Genomic DNA, 26,625 nt, shown 5'->3' with positions numbered 1-26,625 from the left:
AAGTCGCAATATTAATCGATCCCGATGAAGAAACAGTAATAATTTATCGCCCCACAGGAGAACCCATTGAACTTAAAGAAGATGATATATTGAGCATTCCCGAACTATTCCCTGGTTGGGAAATATCCATTTCTGAACTTTGGCCGCCCGTCTTTGATGAGGAAGAATAGATTTCAGTTATCAGTTATCAGTAAAAAGAGACAATATCGCTCCTTTTTACTACATAAGACATCTCCAGAAAAGAGGGAGTAGGGAGTAGGGAGTAGGGGGAAATAATTGATCATTTATGTACGATAATTGATTTTATTTTTGATTATTGGAGATGTCTATAGAATCTATGTTTGAAAAAAAGAGCGATCGCTCGTTTCTACACAAAGATAGAAATCATCAACAACCTACTGGATCGACACAGCTAAAACTGTGCAATAGGGAGTAGGATCGTTGTTGGGTTTATCCTAACGGATAAGCTGGCGCTAACGTCCCTCAACCCAACCTACACTTATTGCGCCATTTAAGGTGTGTCAGTCTACTACAGCGCTTTTCAAATTAATGAACTACATCGCCATAAACAAAACCCTGTAAGGACATTGCATGCAACGTCCCTACAGTGGTCTACCATCCAGGAAAACTGCTGTGAAATTACTTCGCCCTCGCTACATCCATAATATCATCCATCACTGAACCAGACTCCTCCATCTTGCCAATATCCAACAGAGTCTTCAATAACGAATCAGGATTTAAACTCAACGAGTCAATACCTTCCTCAACTAAGAACCGCGCAAACTCTGGATAATCACTTGGTGCCTGACCGCAAATACCAATCTTGCGATCGTATTTCTTAGCAGCTTTAATGGCAATTTTCACCATCCGACGTACTGCCTCATTCCGTTCGTCAAAAATATGTGCCACTAACGCCGAATCTCGGTCTAAACCCAAAGTCAACTGAGTCAAATCATTTGAACCGATAGAAAAACCATCAAATACTTGAGCAAACTCGTCGGCAAAAATCACATTACTGGGCAACTCGCACATCACATACACCTGCAACCCATTCTCGCCCCGCTTCAAACCATTTTTCTCCATCTCCGCTAACACCTTGCGACCTTCATCCGGAGTGCGACAGAAAGGAATCATTGGAATCACATTAGTCAAACCCATCTCATCCCGCACCCGCTTCAACGCCTTACACTCCAAAGCATAAGCATCACGATATTTCGGATCGTAGTAACGAGATGCACCCCGCCAACCAATCATGGGGTTTTCTTCCCCAGGTTCAAACTGATGACCGCCCAAAAGGTTCGCATATTCATTACTCTTAAAATCACTCATCCTTACCACTACAGGATTTGGATAAAAAGCAGCAGCGATCGTACCCACACCTTGCGCCAGTTTATCCACAAAGAAATTGGGTTTATATTCGTACAACGCAGTCAAATTACCAATTTCCCGCTTGACTAACTCATCTTCCAACTCATTGTAGTGAATTAAAGCTAACGGGTGAGCTTTAATATGATTGGCAATAATAAACTCCAACCGTGCCAACCCCACCCCATCGCAAGGAATAGAAGACAGACCAAAAGCTTCCTCTGGGTTGCCAACATTCATCAAAATCTTGGTGCTAGTCTTGGGCAAATTATCCAACAGAGTTTCCTGCACCTCAAATGGCACCATACCCTGATAAACCTTACCTTCTTCACCCTCAGCACAACAAACAGTAACTTCCTGACTATTGTACAACAGTTTCGTAGCATCACCACAACCAACTATTGCTGGAATACCCATCTCTCGCGCAATAATAGCAGCATGACAAGTACGCCCACCTTGGTTAGTAACTATAGCGCTAGCCTTTTTCATAATTGGTTCCCAGTCAGGGTCAGTTTTGTTAGTTACCAATACCTCCCCTGGCAGAAATTCCTCAATTTTATGCACGTCAAGAATGACACGAGCTTGACCTTGCCCAATCATTTCCCCAACGGCGCGACCGCGAACTAATACATTGCTGCTACCTTTGAGTTGAAAGTTACGGAGAATGCTACCAGATTTTTGAGATTGGACAGTTTCTGGACGCGCTTGCACGATGAACAGTTCCCCAGTGATACCGTCTTTTGCCCATTCAATATCCATCGGAGTGTATTGGTGGCGAACTCCAGAATAATGTTCCTCGATCGCACAAGCCCATTTTGCCAGTTGCAAGATTTCATCGTCATTAATGCAAAATTTTTCCCGTTCGGAAACTGGTACCGAGACATTTTTAGTAAGTTTGGAACCGCCGATGTCGTAAATCATTTTTAGTTCTTTTGTACCGAGGCGTTTTTCCAATATTGGGCGAAAACCATGTTGGAGGGTGGGTTTGAAAACGAAGTATTCGTCTGGGTTTACTGCGCCTTGGACGACATTTTCACCTAAACCATAGGCTGCTGTTACCAGGGCAGCATTTTTGAATCCGGTTTCGGTATCTATGGAAAACATTACACCAGAGGAGGCGAGGTCTGAACGTACCATTTTTTGCACGCCCACTGACAAAGCAATATCGAAGTGGTCGAAGCCTTTGATGGTGCGGTAGGAGATGGCGCGGTCTGTGAATATGGAGGCGAAACATTTATGGCAAGCTTCTAATACTGCTTCATCGCCGTAAATGTTGAGGTAAGTTTCCTGTTGTCCGGCAAAACTTGCATCCGGCAGGTCTTCAGCAGTTGCACTGGAACGTACTGCTACGTCTACTTCTTTGGTGTAATGCTCGCATTCTTGTTTGGAGTTGCCTTCTAGTGTGTCACAATATTCAGCGGAGGTGCCGTAGCGGTCACACATTTGGTGATATGCGGCGACTATGGCTGTTTCTAATTCTTCTGGAAATGGGGTGTCGAGGATGAGAGTACGAGCTTGTTTGCCTCGTTGCCGTAAATTCCTGACATCTTCTACATCTAGGTAAGCAAATAGTTTTCGTAGTTTTTTCTCTAAGCCTGCTTTTTTGACAAAATACCGATATGCGTAGGCTGTAGTGGCGAAACCATTGGGGACGTTTACACCTCTAGGAGTTAGCTGTTGAATCATTTCTCCCAGGGATGCGTTTTTACCTCCAACTAATGGGATATCACCAATTCCTACTTCTTCAAACCAGAGAATAAAAGCTGTTTCTTTATCTACATTTGATTGTTTTTTTTGACCTAATAAGTTCACCATAGTCTTCTACTCCATTTTTTTATTTCTGCTATTTTGTGAAGTCAGATTTATTTATTTATTTTTGTTTATTTTTTTATCAAAATGTTAAAAACAAGAGTTGATTTATGGGATGTAAAGAAAACAAGTTTATCGATCCCTAATAGTTAAAGTCCAGAATTAAAGCGATTTATTCATAATATACATCCTGGATATTTTCGTATTTAGGAGGATTTTTTTCCTCCATTTATATTTTATGACTTCCCAATATAATTGCAAGATAGGCTCGGAAAGTTTCTTTAGTTACAGAAAGTAAAAAATTGTGTTTTTTTCAGTTGAAAAGGTTATTATTGAAGAAAGATAAATATTTAATAACTAAAAGAAAATGAAAGTAAAAAAGAAAAATGTCGAATCAGATGTTAAAACACTGAATAGTTTGTGTTTAAGCAAAAATTGTCCAATTCAGTTTGTATTGGGAATATTGGGGAGTAAGTGGTCAGTGTTGATTTTGCAAGAGTTATTGAAGAGCGATCGCCGGACTCACGAATTATTAGAAGCACTACCGGGAATTAGCTCGAAAACGCTGACATTAAGACTGAGGCAATTAGAAAAACACGGTTTGTTAGCAAGGCAGGTATTTCCGGAAGTGCCTCCCCATGTTGAATATTCTTTGACGGATAAAGGGTTAGAAGTGCAACCAGTGATCATGGCTCTCCAGCAGTTAGGAGAAAAATGGTTAGGAGAAAAAAATAGTAGTTGTTCAATGGATCGTTAAGCAAGACCAAGATTTTGTTGGTGTGAGTTGAGTGTATCATCAGGTATAAGCTAAGAATCATTTAGATTCTATATTCCCTGTTGCCTATCCCTTTGACAAAAATTGGATATGGGATGGAGGAAGTTGGCGTGACCAGATGAGTGTTACAGAGGGATTTAGTGAACACATTCATCCTAAATACTTAAATGTGAATGATAGCGATATCTGAAAATTTCTTTATGACTTGTGCCTGCCCTATTATGAACAGATGTATGCACATCGACTTAGAGTAAGTTCCTAATGTGATTCTTCTGCTAAATTGAAAATCTCTTTATCTATTGTGGCTGTCCTATTATGAAAAAGCGATCGCCGGACTCACGAATTATTAGAAGCGCTACCAGGAATTAGCTCGAAAACGCTGACGTTAAGACTGAGGCAATTAGAAAAACACGGTTTGTTAGCAAGGCAGGTATTTCCGGAAGTGCCTCCCCATGTTGAATATTCTTTGACGGATAAAGGGTTAGAAGTGCAACCAGTGATCATGGCTCTCCAGCAGTTAGGAGAAAAATGGTTAGGAGAAAAAAATAGTAGTTGTTCAATGTAAATGTGAGCAAGACTAAAATTTTGTTAGTGTGAGTTGAGTGTATCATCAATAATAGCCAATCAATTCTAATAAATAATGACCGACTCACCTATTGCCTTAGAAGCCTACGAAACCCTAGCACAAGCTTATGCAGATCGCATAGATACCAAACCACACAATGCTTATTTGGAACAACCTGCTACCTTTTCTTTGTTGAATAACATAAAAGGAAAAAAAGTTCTAGATGCAGGTTGTGGGCCTGGTGCTTGTACAGAAAAGCTAGTTAACAAAGGAGCTGAAGTAGTTGGTATAGACATTAGTGAAAAGATGCTTGAGTTAGCTAAAGTACGAGTTGGTAGTCGCGCTACTATTATCAAAGCTGACTTGAGTAAACCGCTACCTTTTTTAGAAAGTAATTCATTCGATATAGTTTTTTCTTCTCTAGTAGTGGCATATATCAAACATCTCGAGCCACTTTTTCAACAGTTTTATCGAATTCTCAAAACTTCTGGGATACTGGTATTTTCAACTCAGCATCCTTTTGCCGATTTCGTTTATTTTCAATCAGAAAATTATTTTGCTACAGAAAAAGTGGGTGCAACTTGGAAAGGGTTTGGAGAAGAGCAAGTTTATGTACCATGTTTTCGGCGATCGCTCTCGTCTCTATTAAATCCTCTCATACAAGTGGGATTTCAATTAAATTGCATTCTAGAGCCTTTACCCACTGAAGATTTTTTCCATGCCGATCCAGAAGAATTTCAGGAATTGATTAAAAGGCCAGTCTTTATCTGTATCAGAGCCACAAAATTATAGTAATCTGACCATAGTTAAGACTTTTAGTATAAATAGACATCTCCAAAAATCAAAAATAAAATCTATTCTTATCCAGAAATTATCAATTACTCCCCTCCTGGGAGGGGCGAGGGGTAGGTTCCCTGTTTCCTGTTCCCAGATCCGGTGTTCCCTCTTTTCTGGAGATGTCTAATAAGAAGAAACAGGGTAGAAATATCATAATCAGCATCAAAAAATACAATTTCCTTCTGGTGGGCAATCTTTCTGTTCATTAACCAATTACCAATTACCCATTTTATATTACTTACGATCTAGTTTTTAAGGATATAAAAAAAAGATGGTTTAACCTTCCGGAGTTAAAAAAATAGTTGATAACTTAGTATTATATAAATCTAAAAAAGGTTCTTAAATAGCCTAAAACAAAAAATATTTCGGTAAACTGAAAGAAATTCACTGTAGATAAACTAGGTAAAAAAGAAACTTTTTACTTATAATGTTGTCTAGATACACAGTAGATAAATATGTAATACCATTTCTCAAAAATTTTCCATATATCTTTTGTAATGGAGAGATAAGGAGATGAGGAGGTAGGGAGTGGTGAGATGGTAATCAAACATAGCATTATTATTCAGAAATGGTATAACCCGGCCAGCTTACCCATATTGATCGCTGGTACATTGTTGCCCAATTACTGCCATTAGCAGATATTCTAAATTGGGCATTTAACCGAATCAATACTTAGATCCATATTTTAGTGCTGACGATCAAATTATCCGGAAAGTACTCCTGAATTAGTTAATAGGTGGTTGAAGAGGAGATTTAAAGAGCAGACCTCAGAAATCTGAGACTAACATAGATGAAGATGCAAAAAAATGAGTGTTATCTATTACTAACTTAGACTGCTTAGTTAGTAATAGATAACACTTCAACTAGGCGTGCAAATTGCTAGTTCTGATCATCATAATCAGCACTACTTTGAGCTTTTTTATACCAAAACTTTCTAGAAAAAAGATTGCCAAATCAAGGAAACCTTATACCAATTCACTTTAAGGATGTCACAAATAGTTTCGCTCCTTTAAATATCAAATAATTGCCTGAAACTATTGTCTTGTCAAAGTTTTTAGCCAATCAAATCTAACTTCTGACTTCCGTGAAACGGTATAACATTCCTGCACAGAGAAAGTTTCTCAAATCTAAAATCCAAAATAGTAGAACACCAAATCTACAGCCGTCATTTCTTTCCCATTTATTCATAATCAAAAGCAAAGATCGGGAGTTTTGGCGGAGTAAATTCAGCAGAAGGATGAAAAATAAGTGACACAGGAATTTCATATTTCAATTACTCCCCTGGGAGAAGACGAATACTTTGTTCGGACAGAAAAAGTACCTATTGGTGGCCTGTTAGCTGAAGAAAGAGTCGAATGGCCTGTAGAACAATGGTTGGCCCAAGCACGTCACCTATTTCGCGATCCATTACTCGAGCTCCTAGAAGGAAAGTCTAATTCTCAGGTAGTCATCCCCAGTCAGGTTGTGGCCAGGTCTGGGGAAGTAGTAAGTCCAAGCTTAGTGGCATTAGGCCAAGAAATGTATCAAGAGCTATTCAAAGACACCCTGAGAGATAGCTGGAGTTGCGCTCAAGGAATAGCTCATAATCGAGGAGAGGTATTACAGTTACGTCTGGGGACTAAAGACAGACGTATATCCAGTTTGCCTTGGGAGGTACTCCATGCAGGCGATCGCCCCCTTGCCACTGGTACTGATGTAATTTTCTCTCGCTATCAACCTAATACTTGCTTACCTAAACAAACCCGGACACGAACTCTAGAAGAGCCATTAAAAATCTTAATGGCGATCGCAGCTCCTAGCGATAAAGATAGTCTGCAACTAGAAAAAGAATACGAGGCGTTGCAACAAGAACTACAAATAAATAGTGGAGAAACTCAGATCCACTTAGATATTCTCAGACAACCCGGACGAGAACAACTTACTCAACGTTTAGAGCAAGGTAAATATCAAGTTTTCCACTATGCAGGTCATAGCAACTGGGGTATTTCTGGTGGTGAAATATCTCTGGTCAGCAATATAACAGGGTTAACAGAAAGTCTCAGTGGTCGAGACTTAGCAGGGTTGCTAGTTAATAATGGTATTCAGATGGCGGTCTTCAACTCATGTCGAGGCGCTTATAACCACTTAGTTAACCCCACTGATGATGAAGTAGCGCTCAACTTAGCAGAAGCGCTAGTTAAACGAGGTATTCCTGGAGTGCTAGCAATGGCAGAACGTATTCCAGATGAGGTTTCTCTGAGCTTGACACGGCTTTTTTATCGAAATCTCAATCAAGGTTATCCCATAGACTTAAGTTTGAGTCGGGCACGACAAGGATTAATTTCTGCTTACAGTTCACATGAACTTTATTGGGCATTACCTGTTGTTTACCTACATTCAGAGTTTGATGGTCGTCTGATTCAAAAAACCAGCAACTTGACAAATGAAACTGTTGAACGTCAAGAGGAATTTGTTGAGGAAAAAATTGCATCACCAAAGTCGCCAGAAGATTCAACTCGGGTAGAACCAAATATCGATCTGGAGAATATAGAGGAATTTCCTAGTGAACCTCCAACAGATAATCTTAATTGGCAGACTACCAATAATCAAGGTCAAGTAAAGACTCTCCAAGAGTTATTGCAAGAAAGAGAAATAAGAGAACAACTCAGTAATCAAAGCCATGAAAAACAAGAAGGAATAGTAACACAAACTCAGTCAGTATTGACTACATCAAATATTCGGAAAAAGTCTCATAAATTTTCATGGAAAAAAACATTATTATCTGCGGCATCATTAGTAATGTTAGCCTTTGGTACTAATATAATTACTTTCAATAAACTGTCACCAGGGAATGCTCAATTGCTTCCTAAAGCCCCAGATCCAGGGATTAATTATGACTATAACAGGGTTCGACTTGTTAATACTAATGAAAAAATTAGTAGCATTGAAGAAGCACAGATACTGGCAATTAGACAGTTTAAGCAAAATGATATTCTGGCTGGCAAAATGGTTGTAGAAACATTATTAGAAAGAGGAGAATTAGGAACAGTGGCAGAAGCAATAGCTGCTATACCTACTCAACTCCAAGACCATCCAGAAATTAATTTTCTTAAAGGTCGATTAGCTTGGGAAATCTTCCAAGATGGAAATCAAAATAACCTAATAGATGAAGCTATAAGTTCTTGGGAAAAAGCTGCTGTAAAAAGTCCAGAAAATATTCAATATCAAAATGCTTTAGGCTTTGCTTATTACACTAAAGGAGATATTGAAAAAGCTTATGGAGCTTGGTTAAAAGTATTGCATTTATCAGGAGAAATACCCCTAGAAATGGAAAAAGTTCGTCCTGTTTCTAATAGTGATCGGAGAAATTTATCTGTCAATAAGAGAGAAGCTATGAATGCTTATGCAGGCTTAGGATTAATCAAACTAAAATCCGCTAAAAATTTACAGAAAACTCCCGACCAAGCTTTAAAATATGCTAGTAAAGTTATGAGAGAAGCTGGCAAAGAGTTTCATATCCAACAATTGCAAAAAAATTGGTTGTGGTCTCCCATCGCTCGTCAAAATTGGGATTTATTATTGAGACTTCGATATCAAGAACAACCAGTTGAACAGAATAAGCATTTTGAAGATATTACTTAGTAGTAGTAATAGTTGATTTCAAAACTGGCTAATGATTAATTTCAGAAAAAGTCGGAAAACAAGAGCTATAAGTAGCATAAAAATCAGGGAGCAAAAGAAGTAGGAAAAAGGGTGAATTTTACTTGATTATCGCTTCCTACTTCTCTACTGGAAAACTTCTCCAAGGATTTTCAGGAAACTGTGGTTTTCCATCCATAAATTTATATGTCAAGAGTTAAAATAATTTTGATTTTTTACTCTCTTATACCAGGGAACAGTAGCAAAAACGGCGTTGCTGAATAAATGTATGATTTCACAGTCGGACCGAGTCAGGAGTTAGGAGTTAGTAGGTAGAAAGGAGTTTTTAGGTAATTAAACAGGAAGAAATAGGTATAATTTGCACTATTGTTTTTGCTGAAAATTTACCTAAAGTTTAATTTCATACCTCAAATTAGCAACGCCGGAAAAACATTTCCCTGCGTAAGGTTCATCATTAGCATAAGTCCTAACCAACTCGTTCCTTGCTATATAATATCATGTTCGGTTGAATACTTACACTCTGGAGGAAGGAAGGCAGCATAGCTGCTATGCTGTAAATGCCTGTTTGCGCAGCATGACCTAGGAAGAGTCGCTCTGCATCAGGGAATTACATTAATGCCCTAAAAATGGCTGGAACCCTTGCTTGTGAAAGAATTATACCTTTTTGACATAAAACTCTCTACTTGTATATATTTGAGGCTATTTTATGGCTATATTCTCTGTAAGTCCCAATAAGTAAAAAGATAATTATCAAAGACATTAAAATGACACAAAAATCCGAAAACACTATCAATTTTTTGAACTCAGTTCCTGGTAGAATAGTTTCACATCTAATTGCTGTTTTGTTAACTCTAAGTGGTGTGTGGTTATTTCAAAATCGACCAATATTTTATTCAAAAACTATATCTATAACCCCCGATCCAATTAACCTTGCAAGATATAATAAAGAACAACCAATTAATTATAGTGCGAATACTATAGAAGCAGACACAAAATTAGCTATTGAACAATTTAGTAAAAATGATATTCAAGCTGGGAAAAAAGCTGTAGAATCTTTATTAAATAGAGGTGCTTTTAGAGAGGCAAAAGCAGCACTTAATATTGTGTTAAAAACAGGTAATAATGAGCAAAATATTGACCCCGATCTACTTTTTTTACAAGGTCGATTAGTTTGGGAATGGGCGCAATCTGGAAATAGAAATTATACTGTAGATGAAGCTCTATATTACTGGGAAAAAGCTGTTACTAAACTCCCTGATTCTATTCCATATCAGAATGCTATAGGTTTTGCTTACTATACCAAAGGAGACCTGAAAAAAGCTTATGATTCTTGGTTAAAAGTATTAAAATTATCAGGAGAAATTTCACCAGAAACACAAATACTGCGTAATATTTCAACTGAAGCTTTGCCAACTCCAGAGGTTGAACAAAAAGATGCTCTTAATGCCTATGCAGGTATTGGGTTAGTAATGATGAAATCTGCTCAAACTTATCAGGGAAATGAGCAAAGAGAACGCTGGTTGAGAGCTTTACAATATCGGACAAAAGTAATGAAAGAAGCTGCAATAGAGTATCATATTCCCCAACTTAGACAAAACTGGTTATGGTCACGAGAAGCACTACGAGATTGGGATTTTCTTATGAGAACAGATTGGAATATATTGCAGAAACCGAGTAATTAGGGTTTGCGCTCAAAAGTCTTTTGGTCAGGGTAGCAGTCAGGAGTCAGGAGTCAGGAGAAATGGGATCTATAGATCCCAAATGGGATCTATAGTATTATACCAATTTGATAAATATTTGTTACAAATGGTAGAAGTAAGAAAGAAGGAAGAGGGAACAAGGAAGAAGAGGTAAAGATTGAAAAAAATGGAAAAAAGATAGAGATAACTATCTTACAGCGGTTTTCATTTGGGTAGACCACAGTAGGGACGTTCCATGGAACGTCCCTACAAGGTTTTATTTGTGAAGATGTGGTTCATCGACTTGAAAAGCGCTGTAAATGAACTGGATAAGCTATTTTTAAGCATATCCGATCAATATACCTTTTTGTAGCATTCTTTTTTCAAATCGGTATTAGAGATAGTTACTGTTAATTAGGGCTTGCTGATTAATTATAAAAGTATTTATGGCGTTGCTGATTCTGGGTATGATGCAAGCCCCCCTAGCCCCCCAATTTTGGGGGGAATAAAACTCTAAAAGTCCCCCTTGGAATCCCCCTCCCGTCCCCCTTGGAAATCCCCCTCCTGTCCCCCTTGGAAAGGGGGAAGCCAGATGTTGCTTCGCTTTTTGTTGAATGGGGGAAGCCAGAGGATGCTTCGCTTTTGAACGATGGGGGATGCGCGGGGGCTTGATCAGAACCAAACAATCGCGCATTCATACTTTAATTCAGCAACGCCGTATTTATATATATAAAGGTTTGAGCATTTTTATTGTCGAATTGCAGTGCCCCTGTTTCAGTTTATTTTACTCAAAAAGCTAGTATTTTAGGCTCATAGTTGGGCAGAAAAATCCCAAATTGACAATTAGTTACTCCTACCTCCTCGCTCATTCCCATTTCTCCTGTCTCGGTTTTTCCCCTCCACGGTCGGGGGAGGGGCGAGGGGTGGGTTCCCTACTCCCCTACTCCCCTCTTCCACTCCTGGGAGGGGTTAACTCCCTCACTCTCTCACTCCCTCACCCTCCGCAAATCTAAAGTCAACGGATACTCCGGACTCAATCTCAACGACGGCAACTCAACCTCTCCAGAAGAATGCCCCATCTCCACAAACCGTTCCACCATCCGCGACTCCGCCTCCCGACCATTCACCGGAAACTGCCGATAAACCTTCCCATTAGGAGGACTCACATAATAACTATACCCACCAATACTTCGCCCTACCGTACTATCCACAATTTCAAACACCAAAGGACTATGACATTCGATCGCCGGATGTAACAAACTGCCATATTTCCTGGCACGATACCTCACCGCTCCCACATATTCACTTGCCACACCAGTAGACCGCAACGGTATTTGCTGACCATTGCACAAAACTACATACCTAGACCCCAAACTATCCACATTCGGTGAATCTCCCATTGCCCCTCGCAACATTACCTGCATCCGCTCCATCGAATCATCCACATAACGCGCTGTTCCTCCACCAGTTGTTTCCTCTCCCAAAACGTGCCAAGGTTCGATCGCATAACGTAATTCCAACTGCAAACTATTCCGCATCACTTCTCCAATGACGGGAAAACGAAACTCAAAGAACGGCGCAAACCACTCAAATTCAAACTCAAAACCCGCTGACCGTAAATCTTCAATTACCTTTTGCAAATCTTCCCCAATATAATGAGGCAACATAAAGCGGTCGTGCAACATCGTACCCCAGCGAATTAAATCTCGATGATAAGGTCGTTCCCAAAACCAAGCCACCAAACCCCTAATTAACAACATTTGTAATAAACTCATTCTGGCATGGGGAGGCATGGCAAACCCCCGAAATTCCAATAACCCAAATTGACGGTGTGGATGTTCTACTGGAAACAATTTATCAATACAAAACTCGGTGCGGTGAGTATTTCCCGTGACATCTACTAATAAATGGCGTAACAAACGGTCTATCAATTCTGGTGCAACTTCTTTTCCCGGTTGTAACTCCTGAAAAGCAATTTCTAATTCATACAAACTTTCATGTCTTGCCTCATCTATTCTGGGTGACTGACTCGTCGGGCCCACAAATAAACCAGAAAATAAATAAGATAAACTAGGATGATGTTGCCAATATGTAATCAGACTCCGCAATAAGTCTGGTCGTCGTAATAGAGAACTTTCCGACACACTTTTTCCACCAATAGTAATATGTGACCCTCCACCCGTACTTATCCGACGACCATCTAACTGATATTTCTCCGTTCCCAACCGACACAAACGCGCCTCTTCATATAAATTTGTGGTAATTTCCACCAACTCATCCCAATTTGCTGCCGGATGAATATTTACTTCTATCACCCCTGGGTCTGGGGTAACTTGAAACCCATCTATTCCAACATTGCCAGGAGGAGTGTAACCTTCAACTATTACAGGAATTTTTACTTGCTTTGCCGTATCTTCAATGGCAGCAATCAAATCTAAATAACTCCTAGCAGAAGTCATCGGTGGAATAAATATATGTACTTTTCCCTGTCTTGCTTCTGTAGTTAATGCCACCCGAATCGAATTTTCTGGAGCTTCACAAAAGGCAGCATTTGGAGTTGTAGGTGGATAGTTAATATCAACCGTTGCTTCCGGTTCCAAATTTTCTGCCCAAGCAATAGAACTTAGTGGTAAACGAAATCCTAATGGCGAGTCACCAGGGAGCAAATATAATTTAGTTTCTGGCAGTTGCCAACGACAACTACTCCAATGTAAATTTTCATTTTTCAACACTGACAAAATAGGTAAAACATAACCCGCAGGTGTTTCTGTTTCCTGTTCGTAAGCAGGAATGATGCAACTTGAATTAACACCTAACTGTTGGACAATAGTTTCTATGAAAATTTCTGCTTCCTTCCGAGTATGACCGTAATCTCTATTATCCTCTGCAATGAGAGAGCGATCGCGCCAAATAGGAACCCCATCTTTGCGCCAATAACATCCTAACGCCCACCTTGGCAAAGCTTCACCGGGATACCATTTGCCTAAACCATAGTGCAATAGTCCCCCACTTTTGGCAAATCTTTTTTCCAGACGGTCTAACAACTCTCCCGCAAGGCGTCGTTTGTCATCTCCCAACGCTTCTACTCGCCATTGGGGTGATTCAAAATCATCAATAGAAATGAAGGTTGGCTCCCCTCCGGTGGTTAACCCCAAACCCCAACGTCTTAGTTTTTTTTCGACTTCCCGACCAAGGTTGTTAATGTTTTGCCATTGCGTTTCGGTATAAGGTTTGGTAGGTCTGGGTTTTTCTTGATAGCGAGAAACTGTAACGGAAAATTCAAGGTTAGACTCGGAAGGTTCGGCAGTGCCTCGCACTGGGTTTGCTGCAGTGGGTTCGGGAGTACAGATCAGGGGAATGTGACTTTCTGCTGCCAAAAAACCAGAGGTGGGGTCTAGACCAATCCAACCAGCTCCTGGTAAATAAACCTCGGCCCAAGCGTGTAGGTCTGCATTGTCGGATTCTAGGCCAGGGAGGCCGTCAAGGGGTGGGATGTCTTCTTTGAGTTGAATTAAATACCCGGAAACAAACCGAGATGCTAAACCATAATGACGTAATATTTGTACTAATAACCAGGCTGTGTCTCGACAGGAACCGATTTTTTTCTTGAGGGTTTCTTCACAAGTTTGAATGCCTGGTTCTAGTCGAATTTCATAGGTAATATCTTGGGAAAGTTGTTGGGTAATAAGATGAATAAAATTGGTGGTGTAAGTTGTTGTTTCTCGGTTTTTTTCTATCCATTCCTGAATTAAATTCCCTGATTCACTGATTTCTAAAAATGGGATTAGTTCTTTATTGAGTTGGTTATCATAAGCAAAAGGATATTTTTCTGCATAATTTTCTAGGAGAAAATCAAAGGGATTTATTGGTTTGAGTTCGGCTATTATATCAACTTCTATTTTGAGTTTATTTGTTCTTTGAATAAAGTTGACTTTGCTAATAAAATTACCGTAGAGGTCTTGTTGCCAAGTAATTTGATGTTCTTGAGGTTCAATTTTTAGTGAATAATTTTGAATCGGGGTACGACAATGAGGAGAAGGTCGTAATCCTAATAAATGCGGACCGAGAATAATTGGGCGGTCAAAATTATAAATAAGTTGATGATTGAGACTGACTTTTATTGACATTATTATTTCTATTTTAAACAGGAAATATGCTTGTTTTAAAACTGTTTTTATCCTAGAGATACTCTTAGTTATAACGATGTATAGAGAAACACTAAAAATCTAATTTAGCTAGTTATAGTTAATAATTTTACTGATTTTTTGAGATTTAATAATTATTGATTTATGACTAGATTAACAGATAATAAATGGCTTTCAATAATTGATAATTGATCATGGATAATTGATAATTACCTCTCCCTAAAAGGAAGAGGATTGAATAAATTGAATAAAAGGAAAATTTTTTCTTCTTTTGGTCGATGGTCGGCCAGCGAGGAGACCTCGCCATTCCAACCTACGGGAAGCTGCGAAGATAGAACTCCGTTCCGCTGTCGCGTTTCGCGTCAGCGTTGCGTTACGCCAGTTTTGCGAAGCAAAAGCAAACGACCGCTTGTTTCTCCTTTAAAGGAGAGGCATTTTAGCTTAATTATTCAGTAATTAGAGGAATAAAAGGTAATTTTTGAGTTGATTTTGATTGATTTTCAATCTTGGAACTTTGGCAAGAGGTCTAATCAGATTAGCCTAAATTAAAGAGAATAAGTACTGTATCAAATTTCTGCATATAAGTAAGTATTTTTTGTGTTTTATTTATATTTTGACAGAAGGGTATTATACTACAAATAGGACAAATTAGTTGACAGGAATTTATGATAATTTTTAATTGTCAGAGAGAGATTTTCTAGAAAATATTGATGAATGAATTAACTGAAAATTGATGATTTTGATTTAGGCTAGGGGATAAGAAGATTAGTTAGTTATTGGTGTAATTACCTCAATGAATAACCACTTCTCTAATCACTTTTATGGAGAGAAATATGAATTCTGCTGCTGAAAATATTGTAAAATTGGCCGCGCTAGCTTCCGTTATAGATGGTAAAGCTACAGACGAAGAAAAGAATTTTATTGTTATTGAAGGTTCTCATCTGTTGAAAACTTCCGAAGATGAAATAAGAGGCTTGATGGATCTATGGATTGGAATTTATCAATCTAAAGGTGCTGCAAACAATCCTGGAACAGCTCTTAATTTGGCTTTGGAGGTATTAAAGCCTTTAAAATCCTCTCAGAAGCATTTAGCCTTTCACATTTGCGAAGAAGTAATTCACATAGACAAAAAAGTAACAGAATCTGAATTGCCTTTCATTATGGCATTACAAGGATTGGTATTTTCTTAATTATGATAATTAGCCTTTTACAGTTTTTCAATTAACAAGTAATTAACATTATTCTCTACCAAATTTAACATTATGGTGGAGAATTTTTTATAATATATTTATTGATTCCTAATACCATTTTGAAAAAAGAATGTTACGAATAATTTAGGCGATTAAAAGACAAGTATAGGGGATGTCCCTTTGACGAAAAATATAAATTCCGACCTAAAAAAACGATATCGAAGCCATTTATTCTGACTCCTGACTCCTGACTTCCCCTCCACGGTCGGGGGAGGGGCGAGGGGTGGGTTGACTCCTAAGAAATAGCCTATCTATTTGTAGCAAATATTTATCAAACCGGTATAATACAGCATATTTCATATCATTAAGGTACATCTTTGGCGAGCAAGATGACCGCACTTTGTTGTTAATCTTTGTACCTCATATACCACCGAATCTGCTGTAAAATCTACTTTAGCTGATGAGATATAGCAGTCGAAGCAAAGGGCACAGACAAATCAAAAGCTTAAAACTCAGACAACGCAAGATTTTTTCTTCTTCCTTATTTCTTCTTTCTTCTTTCTTATCAAAATCATAAGGGTCGCGCAACCCCTACTTCCCCTCCCAGGAGGGGAGGGGTTAGGGGTGGGTTGGGAGGGGTTAGGGGTGGGTTAACTTCTGTACCGGCGAATGGCCATTTGCGTTCCGCAAAGCTCCGAATGGCGCCCCTACTGACTTCTGACTTCTGACGCGCGTTAAGTTATATGCTTTATATGACTTGTTAAATAAAACATCTTAACTACAATAGGAAAAATTAATTTATTAGAAGTAATGATAATTTCTAATTGTCATCGGAATATTTTCTGCACAATCTAAATATTGATGAATAAATTAACTGAAAATTAATAATTTTGATTTAGGCTGAGTAGTAAGGAAATTGGTTAGTTATTGATGCAATTGCCTCAACAAATAACCACTTCTGACATTATCTGCATGGAGAAAAATATGAATTCTGATTCTGTTAACAATATTATCCAATTGGCTGCTCTGGCCTCAGTTGTAGATGGTCATGCCAGTGACCAGGAAAAAAACTTAATTGTTGAGATGGGTTCCGATCTTTTGAACACTCCACAAGAGCAGATAAGAGAGATACTTGACCGCTGTATAGAGACTTTTAAGAATCAAGAATTGGCCAACAATTCTGAAGTAGCTCTTCATTCTGGTTTAGATGCCTTGCGGTCTTTAGACCCCTCTCAAAAGCACTTAGCCTTTTATATTTGTGAGAAAGTAATTTACCAAGACGGAATACATTCTGGTGAAATAGAATTTATCCACCAGTTAGACGAATTAGATAGAACTGCATTTTCTTAATTATTAGACCTATCCAGAAAATAGGAAGTAGGGGGAAATAATTGATGATTTATTTGCGATAATTGATTTGATTTTTTATTATCGAAGATGTCTATTATAATTAGTTAATTTCAGTCTTAATGAAGCTGATAGCTGATAACGCAGTTACGACCATAGGAGCCTAGCTGACAGCTGTTTGCGCAGCATGACAAACGGAAATGCTTACCTCAAAAAGCCTAATCAAGTGTCATTTGTCAATTATTAATTGTCAGTAAAATGAATAAAATTTGATAGCCGAAAATTATTGCGATAATGCTGTTTCATGGCTATTCTTTATCTCGTAGCGATCGCTAATTTCTAACTTAAAAATTCTAGAAAGTGAGCTTAACCAAGGCTTAACATTAATCTAGCATAATCTATGCAGGGACAAATCTGTTTCTGAAAAAACACAGAAGCTGATCGCTACTGAACTATAACTGACAACTACTAATATTTCCAGAGAAAAGAATCCTATGGACCGACGTAAATTTGTTAAAAATTCATCTCTATTTGCTCTATCTTTAGCCGGAGCAAAATTAGCCAATTTAACTTTCTCACCCCAAACATTAGCTCAGGTAAAAGAACTAAAATTTGGCATTATTTCCACCGAATCTCAAAGCAATCAAAGACCAATTTGGGAACCCTTTATCAAAGCACTTTCTGATTCTATTGGTTTACCAGTTAAAGCATTTTATGTGACTCAATATGTAGCAGTAATTGAAGCCATGCGAACTGGGGATGTCCACCTAGCTTGGTATGGAGGAAAATCCTATATTGAAGCAGCAAAACGCGCTAAAGCTGAAGCTTTTGCCCAGGTCGTAGATACAGAAGGTGGTAAAGGTTATTACTCTCATTTAATTACTAACAAAGATAATCCTATAGTTGCTGAAGCTAAAGCAATGGGAGGCGATAAATATGTGATTAAAAATGCAGGTAATTTAACTTTTGCTTTTAATGACCCGAACTCTACATCCGGTTTTTTAGTACCAAGTTACTATGTTTTTGCTCAAAACGGAGTTGACCCCAAAAAAGCATTTAAACGCTTAATTTTTTCAGGCAGTCACGAAGCAACAGCTCTAGCAATAGCTAATAATCAAGTAGATGTGGCTACTAATAATAATGAAGCTTTAGACCGACTCCAAAAAACAAATCCAAAGGCAAGAGCTAATATAGAAACTATCTGGACTTCTACTTTAATTCCTAGTGACCCAATTGCTTATCGTCAAGATTTACCAGCAGATTTAAAACAGAAAATTCGTAACTTTTTCTATAACTATAAAGAAGCAAAAGTTCTCCAACCCCATGGTTGGTCTGGCTTCGCTCAAGCAGATGATAAAATCTGGAATCCAGTTCGGGAATTAGACCTAGCTAAAAAGATTTTAGAGTTAGAAAATAAGGAAAATATGACTGCTGAGGATAAACAACAATTAGAGCAATTTCGCCAACAATTAAAAGCTATAAAAAGTAATTGAATGACAAAGGTACAACAGGATTTACAGATGATAAGTAGGTAGATCTAATTAAACCTTAAAAAAATTTTAGGGGCGGGTAGCCGAAAGTATTGATATTTCCAATTTAGTCCTAAAAACCAGCCCTAAACTTGTTGGGTTTATTTATGCTTACCTACTTAATCTTAATCAAAAATTTGCTGTATAGCGCTACGCAAATTAGTTTAGGAAATGCATAAATGCTCAAACTCAGTCAGATATTACTTTTGACTTTTAACTTTTGACTTGCGCGTAGCGCTATATCACTAGAAGTCTCCATAGAATTAAGCAGCAAAGCAAATATTTACTTTGTTGCTTTTTTTGTTAAAATGTTAGTTAAATAAATAAAGGTAAGAGCAAAATGTTAGGAGCAATAGCTGGCGATATTATCGGATCTGTCTATGAACATAACAATGTCAAAATCAAAGATTTTCCCTTATTTAGTAATAAAAGTAAATTTACAGATGATACAGTTATGACGATAGCAGTTGCGGATTCTATCCTCAATAATCGCGAATATATTGATATAGTTAAAGAGTATTTTCGTCGCTATCCTTACGCAGGTTATGGCTTCAATTTTAAAAAGTGGAATAAATCTGATAGTAAGCAACCTTATTATAGTTGGGGTAATGGGTCAGCAATGCGAGTTAGTCCAGTGGGATTTGCTTTTAATGACTTGGAAACAGTATTAATAGAAGCAAAAAAGAGTGCAGAAATTACCCATAACCACCCAGAAGGAATTAAGGGTGCTCAAGCTACAGCAGCAGCAATTTTTCTTGCTAGAACAGGAAAAAGTAAGGATGAAATAAAGTCTTATATTGAGAGTAATTTTAACTATAATTTGAGTCAAACTTTAGCAGAAATTAGACCAGTCTATAAATTTGATGTTTCTTGTCAAGGTTCCGTTCCCCAAGCAATAATTTGTTTTTTAGAATCTACAGATTTTGAAGATGCAATTAGAAATGCTATCTCTATAGGCGGAGACAGTGACACTATTGCTTGTATTACTGGAGGTATTGCTCAAGCATTTTACGGAGCTTTACCAGAATTTATTGCTGAGAAAATATGGGAGTTTCTAGATGAAAGTCTTCGAGATTTGACTCTGGAGTTTATGTCGAAATATTGTATGAATTCTAGTTTAGATTGATATATATCTTCAACCTTCAATTATTAAAAATAACCTATCAATACTAGAGTTAAAAAATTAGACATCTTTCTAAATTCTCTTCCCTCCTAACTCCTGTAGGGGCGATTTCCTAAGGTCATGCTCCGCAAACGCGAATCGCCCCTACGACCTAATCAAACACTATCCGTGACACTACTAAAATTAAACGCCTTCACCCTTAGTCCAGGCAAAACACTATCACCATAACGTTGTACTTGACTAACCGCATCCACATCCCGCAACATATCCGGCAAAACCTGATTAAACCGCAAATTTTTAATCGGATAAGCAATCTTACCATCCTCAATCCAAAAAGTACCATCTCGTGTCATACCAGTCACCTCCAATGTCCGAGGATTAACATAACGCACATACCACGAACGATTTACCAAAACAGCTCTCTCCGTCTGAGCAATTAAATCTGCCAAACTTTGTTCAGAACCCTCCATCACCACTGGAAACATATAACCCGTGGGTTGCTTACCTTTTTGTGATGCCCAATAACGACTATAAGATAAAGTCTGTGGTACACCATCCTTAATCACCTCCAGATAATGATTACTCAACCCATTATTAGAGAAAGTCTCCAACTGCAACAAAGGATGTCCTGGATAGCGCTGCATCTGCACTAAAGGACTAAACATTTTTTCCCCAACTCGGTTGCCCACTGGTTTACCTGTTTCATCAGTGCGCGACATAAACGATCGCCCCTCATCTGCCGCCCGCGCATCTAAATTAAATATTAGCCAAATCAATAGATCGCCTAAAGCTGCCCCACTGAAAATCACGGGATAAACACCAGGGTTAATTTCTCTCGGTTGGCGAGAGGCAAAAGCACGGTTTATCAATTCCTCCGTTAGGGTTTCAGTAGGTAGTTGGTTTATTCCCCAGGCAGTGCTATGACTCCAACTAGAGCCATTTTCAATTCTTGCCGTAAAACTAAAATCTGCTCTTGTATACTTATTATAGGCGCGTAACCCAACCGAGTTGGCGATCGCTCCTGAAAATGTATTTGTACTCAGAGTACCGGAGCCATCAACTCCTGCGTTGGCACTCATTACACATACCTGTTGTACTATTTTTCCTCGCTCTAGTGGGGACATAGTAGCGGTCAATTCATCAAAAGCGGGAGTACGTTTTTCATATTCTTGAGGTTCGAGTAGTGGCACCCATTCTGGGTCTTGTGGAGCAATGCGGGCGAGTTCCTCGGAACGACGAACAGTAGCTGTAATGGCATCCGGGTCTAATTCTGTAGTGGAGGCAGTGGCGCTGCGAGTTCCGAAGTAACTGGTAATGTTGAGTTCAAATTTTGTTTTGGTAATATTCTGACTAATTTGATTTTCTGAGTAGCGACTTAGAGATGATTCGTTGTTGCTAAGACTGACGACAATACCTTCTGCTTCAGATTTTTTTACAGTTGTTTCTAATAAAGATAAAGCTTCGTCTTGACTAAGAAGATTTGGTTTAATGGCTGTGGTCATTTCAGTTAACAGTTATTAGTTATTATTAGGACTTACGCAGTACAAAGTATATCCTTTATTGCGACCCACAGAGTTTGCGGAGCATTCCGGAACGGAAAGCAATCTCAAATCCTAATTTTTCGTACCTTATGCGTAACTTCTGATTATATCAAATCCGCTTAATTAGGTATCAAAAATATTCCATCTCCCCATCTCCCCATCTCCCCATCTCCCCATCTCCCCATCTTTGTAGTAACAGCCTCAATTCTTTGTCTGGATTGATTTACATTGGTTGTCAATCTCTCAAAAATGAAGTATAATTGTAATATGAAAGGCACTCATCTGAATTAGTTGTTTCATAGAGCGCCTGAATCGAAAAATTAAATCACAAGAGGATTATATCATGGTTAGTTACGTTGGTATTCAATCCACTCATTTTCCCAATGAAATAATTTCAGAAATTCAGCCATTAGTACCGTTAGAAATTAAAATTGAAAGGGTGAAAAGTGTTGGAGTTAGTAATACTCCCCAAATAATTTATAGCACATCAAAAGGACGGTGCAGCACTTTTTTATCTAAGGCTAAATTTCTGAATTGTTTACTCTGTTTTTTGCAAATTAAACAGCGTAATATAGGCAAAATCAAAAGTTATAATTTTCAGCATTCTGGCATCAATATTAAGACTGAAAATTGCAAGTATTTGATTGTTTATACAGAACTTCAGGCTTTTCTAGAACGATATAATCGGGCAGCATTAGAAAAGTTAGAAGTCGAATTAACTGCTATTAGTGCTGTGGTCAGAAATTCGATGAAAGGAACTGTTGCTGAAGTTAATAATACTGGTTGTAGTTGTGCTGATATGATTTATCGTCGCACAATTTGTAAACATCAAATTGCGACTCAGTTACATCTACAGTCAAATGGATGGGGTTCTTTGACAGAATATTTACAACACAATAATGTAGGGAAAAAGTGGGAGGATAAATTATTAGCTATGGCTAAAGTTGCTAAATCTGATTTAGGAATATAAGTTTGATTGACCGAGAAACTGTGGTCTAAAACCTCCGCTTTTAAGGCAGGGCTGTTTCATTCTTGGTTAAGGCAGAGGGGGAGTAGGGGAGCAGGGAGCACGGGATAATTTTCCACCCTTTACCCTGGATTTTCCCCAAATTTATCGATCAATATTGCAGAGGTACTGATAACTGATAACTGATAACTGATAACTGAAATGACCTACACTGACGCTAAGACTTTTCCGTCATGCAGCGAAGCAGTGTAGGTTTCTAATTGTCATAATTTTTGAGAAAATTTGACATCTTGGCCTATATCAACAAATTTTTCTCCATCAAATCCAGTCAAAAAGCTACGAACACCAGGGTCTAAAGCTATGATGGATTGACTCTTAGAGCAATCTTGTTTGAACTCTTTTGGAAATACAGCAAACCAACGTTTTTTGTCATAAACCAACTGAGTCTCTGCATTCCAAGATTGTTCTCTCACACAACTCTTGTATGTGCCATCTTTTTGTTTTTGTTGGTATTCAACATTAATAGTCGGAATTGGCTCAGAGGCGAGTAAGTTTAATCCTTTCGTTAATGATGGCAACCAAGTACCTTTTTTAAAGTCTTCTACCCTAAATTTAATTGATTGTATTCGGTCTCTAATCGAACGAAATTTTCCGCAACTTGGCTGTTTAGTTCCACTTTTACGGCTAGTTTTAAACGCAGCATTAGCATCATAAATTGCGTTTACTTTAAGGTGATATGGTGATTTTTTGATCCAATCTGGTAAACTTTCACTGTTTAAGATTACTTTACGCAAATCGTACTTAGAAATCAACCCATGTTTTCGTTGATAAGCTATTGCTTGATTAAAACAATACCTACTTGCTGCTAGCCACTGTTTCCAAATTTGATGGAGACTTTTTTCTGGGTAAATCCTGATATGCAGAGATTTGAGATGAATACTTTTCCTTCGGAATGCTGCGCAAACGTAGTCCATACAACCTGGCTGAGAAACAATGGAGGATTGAAAGGATGTCCTCAACCATTTCCCGTTTCCTTTCCTTCGGAATGCTGCGCAAACGGAATGCTGCGCAAACGGGAGAAAGTTCAACTTTGTTGAGAACCACGATTCGCACATTGTGGTGGGCACAGAACCATTCGAGCAAATCGAAGCCAAATCGAAAGAGCCTATCTTTGTATGTGACCACAATCGATTGGACATTTCCTGACATGACCCGTTCCAGTACGGCAAGCATTTTTTTTCGTTTGTAGTTAAGTCCTCCTCCAACTTCTTTGACAAGCTCTCCATCAGGGTATTGGGATTGGAGATATTCACATTGACACATGCATATCTTCTCCCCTGGCGTGACATAATTTTTTACCATTTCCTTTTGTTGATGTTTTCATCTTCTACCATTGTACTATTTGCAGGAAATTGCCAGGGTTTCTAAAATCTAGTCTTAGCACCCATGATTACTTTTGCCAACAGTATTTCCCCTAGTTTGATGCCATTTTACCGACGGCGAAGTAAAGTCATACCAGCAGATGCTAAACCTAAAGCAAATATAACAGTTGGTTCGGGAGTTGAAGCGGATTCTACGTCGGCAACTTTAATTTGGAAAGCTAGATGAGAATTCTTCGGTACGATATCTCCCCAACTCATGGTAGACTGACCAGTGAGAGTGAAATCTTCATCAGCGGACAAACCAGTGATGCGCAGATAATCCATCGAGTCTGCCCAGGCACCTCCACCCTCAGCAACAGTAGAAGAAGCGCCATCGAGAAATTCACCGTTTAAAAAGATATTGTTAACGTTAATGCTGCTTCCGTCCTTAGTCGCTCTGGTACGGATAAAGATATCGGAGAAGGGACCGGAGAAATTGTCAGATAGCTGCTCAACTTCATTAATGAAGAATTTAGTTAAGCCGGAGCTTGCAGTGTATCTCAGTTCAAAGTCATAAGTTTCGCCGTTACTCCAGACAAAGTTAGTTTCGTCTTGGGTTTGACTTTCATTGAAGGGGTTTGCACCGTGGAAATTGAGTTCATGAGTTCCATTCATGGCGTTGTTGCCCATGCGACCTTCAGCGACGAAGGCCAAGTCGGGGTTAAGGTCATTAAAAAGGTTATCGTCAGCAACTTTACTAAAGGAGGCAGCGTTGGCTGCTAGTGGAGTGGCAAAGAAACTTGCGGTGGCGACGGCAATAGTGAAAATAGATTTCATTATTTTTTACTCCTAATTACTTGTTTGTAATAAATTAAAAATTTGTAGTTAAGCTCCCCTATTAATAAATATCTTATTTGATACTAATTCTAATCTGCAACCCCGCACTTTAAATCTTTACTGATTCTTCATAAAAACTGGATTTTTAAGACTTTATCCGTGATTATAATGAGTTTTTCTGCTTGTTGTTATACGGGTTAAACTTAGTAATTTTTGGTATTGAGTATGTCAGGCATTTTTCTCAATCTTTTTTGATTAAGCTACTTTTGTATTTGTCGGCTTCTCAGGTTTATAAAACTTAGGAACATCTAATGTCGGCTTTCCAAGTAATTCCATAAATCCCCATTGTTCTCTACCAGGTAAAAATTTAGCTTTAATTTCTACAAAATATCTATCGCCTTGCTTATCCTTATCCAACTTGTTCACCGACTATTAAGGCTGCCAAAAAAAATCAAAAATTGTTGTGACTATCGTCACCAAAATCATATATCTATTTCACCATGATGAGACATAATTGCTCACTCTTTCAATACTTTTAGCCTCACTTTATGTGTTCTGAAAAATCACCAGGATTCACTTATTTTTGTCACCACTTTTCGCTGAAATTAGAGAGATGATGAAAGCATAGAGTTCAAACAACTGGAGTTTAGACTAAATAGTTGAAGATATAACCACAGATACTTTCAACGATCTATTTATCCGCACAACAGCTCTTCAACAATTAATAATTAATAATTAATAATTAATAATTAATAATTAATAATTAATAATTACCTCTCCTTGAAAAGAAGAGGATTGACAAATTCATGAAAATTTTTCTTTATTATCCCCTTAAAAGGGGAGGCACATACCCACAATTTTTCGGTAAGCAAGGTAATAGTGTTGTAGTAGATAATCTAATCCTAAATAGTCAGGCGATCGCGGAAAATTCTAGTTTTACCTGCTCTGAAGGATGTGATTATTGGACTGGAGATGCTAAAGACCTTAAAGATAAGACAGCTCCCCATTGCTCGCAACTAGCATTTCAAGTTAAACTAGGGAATGTGATTATGGGAGAAGTATTGGCAGATGAATTAGCAACAGTGCCAGAACCGATTTCTATGTCACTATTTTCTGTTGGTGTTGTGAGTTTAGCAATGGCTAGTTTGCGTCGTCAGCAGAAAGGTTAACGAAGTCAGAAGTCAGAAGTCAGAAGTCAGAAGTTATTACGGTGATTTGAGCAAACCTCCAAAAATATTTGGCCTTAAAAGATCAGGTTGCACGACCCAATTATTTTGATAACTGATAGCTGAAATGACTGGTCTTTTTTGATGATGTAAATAACAATTTGAGGAGGTAGTAAGATTTATGATGCCTTTCGATTTAGATAGCACTAATAATCAAAAATTAGCTGGAGATGAAGTTCTATCCCCAAATTTATCTCAGGGGGAAAATTTTCAATACCAAATTCTTTTAGTGGAAGAAGATGATAACTCTCATCTCGGAATCAAAACAACTGTATATACAGGAACTAAAAAGTATTTAAAAGAAAAGTTGCCAGGAATAGGAAATGAAAAAATAGACAATTTTCCCCATGAGGGATTAGATATGAAGGCAGTGATGAAGTTTAAGAAAAAGAGCATAGATGATAAGATGTTTATCAATCAATATCATGCTTTGCGGAGGCTTCTGGCTGCCAGAAAATTATCTCAATTGATTGCTGAGACATGGCTCAGGGATGATCAAATAGAAGCAACTATTGATGAAAAAACATCATTAATAGACCCAACAATTAGTAGTAACCAAGAGACTGAAATAAAAGAAGAGAAAATATTAGCATTAAAGATTATTAGGAAACTATTTCTGAGTGCTAATAGACCGCCAGATCGTACTAAGTCTGAATCTTCAGCAACTAAATCTGACAGTCAAATGATTAT

Annotated in this window: 18 protein-coding genes and 1 pseudogene; 12 read left to right on the top strand and 7 right to left on the bottom strand. The window is 38.2% G+C overall.

All coding sequences use genetic code 11. From position 1 onward, the window contains the following. Positions 1 to 639 precede the first annotated feature (639 nt). Complete coding sequence (gene ppsA, locus F6K15_RS14230) at positions 640 to 3,180, bottom strand: phosphoenolpyruvate synthase (RefSeq protein ID WP_293061724.1); 2,541 nt, start codon at positions 3,178 to 3,180, stop codon at positions 640 to 642. 361 nt (positions 3,181 to 3,541) lie between these two features. Between ppsA and F6K15_RS14225 the strand changes: the two genes are divergently transcribed. The 5 genes and pseudogenes from F6K15_RS14225 (at position 3,542) to F6K15_RS14205 (ending at position 10,672) form a co-directional block, all read left to right on the top strand. Continuing rightward, on the top strand, positions 3,542 to 3,931 hold the full coding sequence (locus F6K15_RS14225; protein ID WP_293061722.1) for a helix-turn-helix domain-containing protein: 390 nt from the start codon (positions 3,542 to 3,544) through the stop codon (positions 3,929 to 3,931). A gap of 337 nt (positions 3,932 to 4,268) precedes the next feature. Continuing rightward, positions 4,269 to 4,514: pseudogene (locus F6K15_RS14220) on the top strand (winged helix-turn-helix transcriptional regulator); the annotation flags it as partial. Positions 4,515 to 4,589: 75 nt separating this feature from the next. Then, entirely contained in the window at positions 4,590 to 5,306 is a 717-nt protein-coding gene (locus tag F6K15_RS14215; protein WP_293061721.1) for a class I SAM-dependent methyltransferase, read from the top strand. 1,293 nt (positions 5,307 to 6,599) lie between these two features. Then, entirely contained in the window at positions 6,600 to 8,972 is a 2,373-nt protein-coding gene (locus F6K15_RS14210) for a CHAT domain-containing protein (RefSeq protein WP_293061719.1), read from the top strand. A gap of 782 nt (positions 8,973 to 9,754) precedes the next feature. Further along, positions 9,755 to 10,672 (top strand): hypothetical protein, encoded by a 918-nt coding sequence (locus F6K15_RS14205; protein WP_293061717.1) that lies wholly within the window; start codon positions 9,755 to 9,757, stop codon positions 10,670 to 10,672. A 983-nt stretch (positions 10,673 to 11,655) separates the two neighbouring features. On the opposite strand, the gene F6K15_RS14200 is transcribed toward F6K15_RS14205, so the two are convergent. Continuing rightward, positions 11,656 to 14,796, bottom strand: a complete 3,141-nt coding sequence (locus F6K15_RS14200) for a DUF2126 domain-containing protein (protein WP_293061716.1) — start codon at positions 14,794 to 14,796, stop codon at positions 11,656 to 11,658. Positions 14,797 to 15,647: 851 nt separating this feature from the next. On the opposite strand from F6K15_RS14200, the gene F6K15_RS14195 reads away from it, so the two are divergent. The 4 genes from F6K15_RS14195 to F6K15_RS14180 all read left to right on the top strand — a co-directional run bounded on the left by F6K15_RS14195 (position 15,648) and on the right by F6K15_RS14180 (position 20,006). Then, positions 15,648 to 16,004, top strand: coding sequence for a hypothetical protein (locus F6K15_RS14195; RefSeq protein WP_293061715.1), 357 nt, complete (start codon positions 15,648 to 15,650; stop codon positions 16,002 to 16,004). 984 nt (positions 16,005 to 16,988) lie between these two features. Beyond that, on the top strand, positions 16,989 to 17,354 hold the full coding sequence (locus tag F6K15_RS14190) for a hypothetical protein (RefSeq protein WP_293061714.1): 366 nt from the start codon (positions 16,989 to 16,991) through the stop codon (positions 17,352 to 17,354). 491 nt (positions 17,355 to 17,845) lie between these two features. Beyond that, the gene (gene phnD / locus F6K15_RS14185; RefSeq protein ID WP_293061713.1) at positions 17,846 to 18,844 is read left to right on the top strand and encodes a phosphonate ABC transporter substrate-binding protein; all 999 of its coding nucleotides are present in this window, start codon (positions 17,846 to 17,848) and stop codon (positions 18,842 to 18,844) included. A 376-nt stretch (positions 18,845 to 19,220) separates the two neighbouring features. After that, on the top strand, positions 19,221 to 20,006 hold the full coding sequence (locus tag F6K15_RS14180; protein ID WP_293061712.1) for an ADP-ribosylglycohydrolase family protein: 786 nt from the start codon (positions 19,221 to 19,223) through the stop codon (positions 20,004 to 20,006). A gap of 152 nt (positions 20,007 to 20,158) precedes the next feature. On the opposite strand, the gene F6K15_RS14175 is transcribed toward F6K15_RS14180, so the two are convergent. Then, positions 20,159 to 21,505, bottom strand: coding sequence for a TldD/PmbA family protein (locus F6K15_RS14175; protein ID WP_293061711.1), 1,347 nt, complete (start codon positions 21,503 to 21,505; stop codon positions 20,159 to 20,161). A gap of 382 nt (positions 21,506 to 21,887) precedes the next feature. On the opposite strand from F6K15_RS14175, the gene F6K15_RS14170 reads away from it, so the two are divergent. Then, positions 21,888 to 22,514 (top strand): hypothetical protein, encoded by a 627-nt coding sequence (locus F6K15_RS14170; RefSeq protein WP_293061710.1) that lies wholly within the window; start codon positions 21,888 to 21,890, stop codon positions 22,512 to 22,514. Positions 22,515 to 22,774: 260 nt separating this feature from the next. On the opposite strand, the gene F6K15_RS14165 is transcribed toward F6K15_RS14170, so the two are convergent. The 4 genes from F6K15_RS14165 to F6K15_RS14150 all read right to left on the bottom strand — a co-directional run bounded on the left by F6K15_RS14165 (position 22,775) and on the right by F6K15_RS14150 (position 25,126). Beyond that, positions 22,775 to 23,485 carry a hypothetical protein gene (locus tag F6K15_RS14165; RefSeq protein WP_293061708.1) on the bottom strand — a complete coding sequence of 237 codons (711 nt, stop codon included), beginning with the start codon at positions 23,483 to 23,485 and terminating at the stop codon, positions 22,775 to 22,777. Then, positions 23,367 to 23,744: a hypothetical protein gene (locus tag F6K15_RS14160; protein ID WP_363267977.1), complete on the bottom strand. Its 378-nt coding sequence runs from the start codon at positions 23,742 to 23,744 to the stop codon at positions 23,367 to 23,369. The genes F6K15_RS14165 and F6K15_RS14160 overlap by 119 nt, the downstream gene beginning before the upstream one ends. A gap of 257 nt (positions 23,745 to 24,001) precedes the next feature. Then, positions 24,002 to 24,709: a PEP-CTERM sorting domain-containing protein gene (locus tag F6K15_RS14155; protein ID WP_293061707.1), complete on the bottom strand. Its 708-nt coding sequence runs from the start codon at positions 24,707 to 24,709 to the stop codon at positions 24,002 to 24,004. A gap of 255 nt (positions 24,710 to 24,964) precedes the next feature. Continuing rightward, positions 24,965 to 25,126 carry a hypothetical protein gene (locus F6K15_RS14150; protein ID WP_293061705.1) on the bottom strand — a complete coding sequence of 54 codons (162 nt, stop codon included), beginning with the start codon at positions 25,124 to 25,126 and terminating at the stop codon, positions 24,965 to 24,967. A 389-nt stretch (positions 25,127 to 25,515) separates the two neighbouring features. On the opposite strand from F6K15_RS14150, the gene F6K15_RS14145 reads away from it, so the two are divergent. Together F6K15_RS14145 and F6K15_RS14140 are read left to right on the top strand one after the other, a co-directional pair. After that, positions 25,516 to 25,878, top strand: a complete 363-nt coding sequence (locus F6K15_RS14145; protein WP_293061703.1) for a PEP-CTERM sorting domain-containing protein — start codon at positions 25,516 to 25,518, stop codon at positions 25,876 to 25,878. A 178-nt stretch (positions 25,879 to 26,056) separates the two neighbouring features. After that, positions 26,057 to 26,625: hypothetical protein (locus tag F6K15_RS14140; RefSeq protein WP_293061701.1), on the top strand; the 569-nt coding region annotated here is incomplete at its 3' end.

It is taken from the genome of Okeania sp. SIO2B3 (assembly GCF_010672525.1).
Classification (GTDB): Bacteria; Cyanobacteriota; Cyanobacteriia; order Cyanobacteriales; family Microcoleaceae; genus Okeania.
This window is presented reverse-complemented; position numbering and strand designations above follow the sequence as displayed.